This window comes from Okeania sp. (assembly GCF_983059655.1).
On sequence record NZ_CEZPJD010000487.1, the window covers coordinates 1 to 5,998 of the forward strand.

At 36.5% G+C, this 5,998-nt stretch carries 3 protein-coding genes and 1 pseudogene; 2 read left to right on the forward strand and 2 right to left on the reverse strand.

The window, feature by feature from the left end:
- Positions 1-16: 16 nt before the first annotated feature.
- Positions 17-1,426 (reverse strand): protein kinase domain-containing protein, encoded by a 1,410-nt coding sequence (locus tag AC3DU7_RS22450; RefSeq protein ID WP_488041523.1) that lies wholly within the window; start codon positions 1,424-1,426, stop codon positions 17-19.
- Positions 1,427-1,987: 561 nt separating this feature from the next.
- Positions 1,988-4,318: a TIGR03032 family protein gene (locus AC3DU7_RS22455; RefSeq protein WP_488041524.1), complete on the reverse strand. Its 2,331-nt coding sequence runs from the start codon at positions 4,316-4,318 to the stop codon at positions 1,988-1,990.
- 329 nt (positions 4,319-4,647) lie between these two features.
- Here AC3DU7_RS22455 and AC3DU7_RS22460 point away from each other — a divergent pair, with 329 nt between their 5' ends.
- On the forward strand, positions 4,648-5,706 hold the full coding sequence (locus AC3DU7_RS22460) for a sulfotransferase (protein ID WP_488041525.1): 1,059 nt from the start codon (positions 4,648-4,650) through the stop codon (positions 5,704-5,706).
- Between the two features lie 45 nt (positions 5,707-5,751).
- Positions 5,752-5,998: pseudogene (locus tag AC3DU7_RS22465) on the forward strand (hypothetical protein); the annotation flags it as partial.

Here is a 5,998-nt window from a genome sequence, read left to right on the forward strand (position 1 = left end):
CAGGAAATGCTTACTTCTAACCAGCAATAAAAGCAGCAATAACAAACAAAAATAAAATGGCTAAAATTCCAATAATTACGATAGTTGAAATTAACAATAAAGAGATAATTGACCACATTCTCTGATGCTTTTTAAACTCAGCAGTACTTTTCCATTTTCGACTTTTCCATGCCCATTCATTACCTTTATATCCTAATATTATTCCTGTCATTAACCACCCCATGCCAAAGGTGACTGAACTGAGGTCTATCCAAGCAATTAATCCTACCCATACACGATTAGTTAAACACCAGAGACCAGGCAAGAAAAATGCACCCCAATTCCAATCAATAATTTCTTCTGGTACGTCATTAGAAGTGTGAATAATATTTCTTGATTTTGGGGTAGAAACTATGGCTGTTTTTATATCTGTTTCTCCATTGCTTTGCTGAATTTTACTGATTTTAGTAGATGCAATATTTTCCGGCTTTGGAGGTTGTAGCTGTGCCAATATCTCCTCTGCTGACTGGAAGCGATCGCCAGGAATAGGAGCCAACATTCTATTTAAAATACCTTCAATATTAGGGCTTAGTTTTAACTCTTGATTCCATTGCCATTGCATTGTTTTTACATTAATTAACTCAAAAGGAAGTTTACCAGTCATTAATACTAAACAAGTCACTCCTAAAGCATACAAATCGCTATGTGGAGCAACAATTCCTAACCGCATTTGTTCATCAGGGGCATAACCAAATTTACCTAATTTAGTGCCAGCAGGAACAACATTTTCATAACTATCTGCTTTGTCAGCTTTGTGAGAAACTTCAGCAGCAATTTGTTTTACTCCACCCAAATCAATTAAAATTGGCAACTCATCTTCTGCCCTACAAATAATATTATCAGGAGCAATATCTCGGTGAATAATTCCTCTATCATGGAGATAATTTAAAACTGGTAAAATTTGACGAAGAAAGTCAATTATTTCAACTTCGCTAAAAAAAATTCCTTGTCGCCGACGTCGATCTAATAAAGATTCATAAGTTTGCCCTTCGATAAAATCTTGCACTAAAAACAAACATTTATTTTCCTGAATAAATTCCCAAAAACGCGGGATTTGAGGATGATTAATTTGATGTAATGTCATTGCTTCTCGGTGAAAAAGTTCCTCAGCTTTTTTCACAAATTCAGTGCCTTGGTTTCCTGGTGTTAATTGTTTTAAAACTACTGCTTGTTGAAATCTACCTGTGTCTTCTGCTAAGTACGTTTTCCCGAACCCACCTTGACCTATTTGGCGAATAATTATGTAGCGATCGCGTAATTTTGTGCCTGGTTTTAATTCCGTAGATGCTATTTGAGAGGGTATTATTTCCTCTAGAGAAGCACCACAATTAGAGCAAAAATGGGAGGTAATATTATTATTATGTCCACAGTTTGTACAAGTAGTCATATTTATTAACTTGAAGGAATAAAAAGGAGGGCAAAAGGAAGAAGGTTAACTAATAACCCCAATGTTAATTTTATGCTTGGCCAACATTGAAGTACAAGCATGGTTTATGAGATATTGGCATTCCTTGGCATGGCAATAGGTAATTCTCAATATTATAGCTTTGCCTATGGGTTTATCTATATTTATAGATCGTTACTTTTGCTACATTTTTGATTATTAGGAAAGTCAGAGGGCAGGAGGCAGAAAAAGCATAAAGAAATTCTGACTCCTGCTCCCGCTGCCCGTGAGTGAAGGGAACAAGGGTATAATACCAGTTTGATAAATTTATGTTACAAATGGTAGGGACGTTGCATAAGGGTGTCCCTACGAAAGAAGGAAGAGGGAAGAAGGAAGAAGAAGTAAATATTGAAAAAAAGGGAAAAAAGATAGAGATAACTATCTCAAATCAACTGGAGCAGCTATTTTTAAGCATAGGTGAAAAGTCAAATTTTAATCATAAATTAAAGCCTCCATCCCCGCGTCTCCGTGTCTCCGCATCCCCGTGTCTCCGCATCCCCGTGTCTATCGAGAGCCTTTCCCGATCATTTCCCATAACTCTGCTTGTACCTTTTCAACTACTTCTTGCCACTCCCTTGACTGAGACTGACGGAATAATTTCATTGTTGGATACCAAGGGGTATTTTCTACTTCTTGTAACCAACGCCAATCAGCATTAAAACATAATAAAGTCCATACAGGTTTACCTAATGCTCCTGCTAAATGTGCTACTGAAGTATCAACACTTATTACTAAATCTAATTGATTGATTACTGCTGCTGTATCAGCATAATTATTTAACTGATAACTCATATCTTCTATCTGAATATTGCTAGAAATATGAGCTAATTCTTGGGTAGCTTTTCCTTTTTGAAGGCTGTAAAATTTTACTCCTGGAATTTGCAAAATTGGTAAAAAATTAGTTAGTTTGCAAGAACGATTATGGTCATTTTTATGAGTAGGGCTACCTGCCCAAACAATACCTACTTTGTATTCAGTATGGGAAATATTTATATGGTTACTGTTTGTAGATTTGAGATAGGGAATATTGGCAGGAATAGTTTCTAAAGTTGTATCAAAAATATAAGGTAAACTCATTAAGGGTACATAGATATCAAACTCTGATAATTGCAGTTCTCCTGGAGGCATTAATTTATCAATTCCTGGAACACTTTTAAAAATAGGAATTAACTCAGGTGTACATACAAAAATAATCCGTTGACAGCGTTTTGCCACTAGAGGAATATAGCGAATAAATTGAATAGCATCTCCTGCTCCTTGTTCGGTATGAATTAACAAAGTTTTATCCATAATATCTTCCCCTTTCCATTGAGGATGAGGACATTGAAATGGAGTAAATTCTGCTGTTTGCCATCGCCATTCACATTCAGCAAATCCTCGTTTTAAATCTCCATTTTTCAACAATGTCATACCTAAATTAAAATGAGCTTTGGCAAAACTACCGTTGAGATTAATTGCCTCTTCATAATGTTTAATTGCTCTTTCTAAATCACCTTTTTGACTATAAGCATAAGCAAGACTATTGTGAGCATCAGCATTATCTGATTCTGTATTAATTACCTGTTGTAAAAAATTAATTGCTGCTTCATACTGTTGATTATCTCCTAAAGCTACACCTAAATTATATTGAGCTATTGTCAAATCTGGTTGTAACTTCAAACATTCTTGATACTCAGCGATCGCCTCAACTAATTTACCTTCTTGATAGAACTGATTTCCTTTGGCTAAATGAGTTTCTGCCATAGCTATTTCTGAAGTTGGTTTTACTGTTTCTGCTAAAGCTTCATCAGGTAAAACATAAGAACTAGCAAGTAAATTTTCATTCCATTCAATAACTTCAGGAAAGCGAATATTCGGCAAAACTGCCACAGAAAATATTTCCTGAACTCCTGCTTCAAACCTTAAAAAAGCAATAGTTTCTCCAGTTAAAATATTAACCACCCAAACTCCACAAATTCGTTCTTGAAGTTGAGTAATTGGCATCCCTGTAAATACAGCAGTTTCTCTAACTTGTGATAAACCAATAAATGCTAAATTCCCCCAAAAATCTATACCACGAGTAAAGCCAGGCAACTGAGCAACTGTTTCTAATTTTCTCTGGTTTAAATCAACTTTTGCCAGACTACCATTTCCTGATTCTAATAACCATAATTGTTCCTGATACCATCTAGGAGAATGAGGCATAGATAAACCCCGCATTAATATTTCATTTGTTTCTATATCCATTAATATGCCACCATTAGCTTTATTTTTTCTCCACCCCGCAGCAGTATCAGTTTCTCCTAAAGCTGTGGTATATTTTGGTAGGTCATTTTTTAAACATAATCCATTCAAATGACAGCGGTCTGTTAAGTCATATCCACTAATAAAAGGAGGTCTCCATTGAGGTATAAAACTATTAGGATGACCGAGAGTACAAAGACAAGAAAAACGAGTATTAATAAACCATAATTCATCCTTTGCCCAAGCCATTTCGTGAATATCAATATCCCCAGTTATATGAATATTTCTGGGTAAATAACAAGCATCATGTTTACCAGCAGGTTCTAATTTTTCTGCTACTGCTGGAATGTTGCGAAAATCCCAAATTTGATAAGCAGTTCCCAGGGCTATTTTTTCGTGATTTGCTGCTAACCCCATAGGTTTTTTAAAGGTACGAAAATGGGTATTAATTACTCCATTATCCGCACGCAAAACAATTAATTTACCTGCTTGATAAGTAGAAATAACTAAAGATATGCCTAACTGGTCTAAAATTTGGGGGAAGTTGTTTGTATGTACGCTTCTTAATAAATAGTTGTCGGTATTAACAGGAGCATTAGCTTGATTATTCATAGTTAGGTTATCTTAAAGTTAGGGTCAAAATTAGGTATAAATTTATTAAACAATGAATTGAGCTAAAAATCCGGATTTTTAGTAAAAATATGTTAATTTTAGACTTGAATGGTAGGGTGTGTTAGCAGAATAAAGTGGAGGGTAACGCACCGCTTTTATTAGGATTTAACTTTACGCGATCAAGAAAATTGTTAGGACACAAGACAGTAGAGCTATCCCCGCTAACGCCTAAATTTTTAGAGATACCAAACAGATTCTATAGATTTTTAAATTAGAATAGGTATCAAGTATACTTGATTGAAATCCATTCCCAAGTTTCTACCAAACCAATGAAAAAACCATTATTTATTGTGGGTACAGGTCGATGTGGTTCGACCATGCTGTCAAAAATGGTCCGGCAACACCCCACCTGCCTAAGTATATCTGAATTTTTTGTGACAGTTTCTGACCTTGGTTTTCTGCTTGAACCAATTTTCTCGCCAGTTTCCATCGACGGCGAACAATTTTGGCGTTTGATTGCGACCTCTCATCCCAGGGTGGATTTGCTTTTACGCCATAACTTGATATCGAATGAGGTACTCTATCCAATGGCAGTAACCAGTCGCTACAACCAGAAAACTGGGCTTCCTGCAATATTACAGATAATGTTACCTCACTTGACAGACAAACCAGAGTCCTTATTCGATGAACTCCAGAGCTGGGTGCTTCAACGTCCTTTTGCATCTGCAACAGAACACTTTCAGGCTATGTGTCAACACTTAGCCGATCAATTTGACAAAACCAACTGGGTTGAGAGGTCTGGGGGCACTGTTCGTGTAGTTCAACAGTTAGCACAAAGTTTTCCTGAAGCCAGATTTTTACACTTGGTGCGTGATGGACGCAACTGTGCCATCTCTATGAGCCGACACATACTATTTCGGATGGCTTTGATTTGCTTTCAACAAATACAGTTTCTTGGGATAGATCCGTTTCAAACCGACGATCGCACAGGCATCAGCAATCTCCCTGAAAAATTATATCGGTTACTCCCAGAAAATTTTACTACTGAAGCGTTTTGGGATTACAATATGTCACCTGTTTTATTTGGCCATTACTGGTCTGAAGAAATTAAATTAGGTGTCAATGCTCTAGATCAATTACCTCAAGAACGGGTCAAAACTCTTTACTTTGAGGATTTTTGCAATAACCCAGTGCCACAAGTAAAGGCTCTAGCAGAATTTTTAGACGATCAGGTTTTACTAACATCAGAAGTAGAAAATTGGATGCAGCAGAGCGCCGCAATGGTAGGTAAATCCCGTTCTCAATGGGAGGATTTACTACCCCAAGAAAGGGAGAAACTCCATCAAGCTTGCCTCCCTGGATTCGAGCTTCTCCAAGCCTACGTTTGAAATCATATTGTTCCTATTCTTAAAGGTGGAGGAGAAGAAGCAACTGTGAGACAAGCATTGCAACTTTTACGGGAGGATGAACAACTTTTAGAATTAGAAAACTTACTAGCATTTTTTGCTACATTTGTATTAAAGACCGAAATAGTACAACAAATAATGAGGTGGGATATGGCAGTTTTACAAGAATCTCCTTGGTACCAACAAATCTTACAGGAGGGAGTAACAATTGGTCAACAAAGAGGAATTGAAATTGGTCATTTCAGTTATCAGTTATCAGTTATCAGTTATCAGT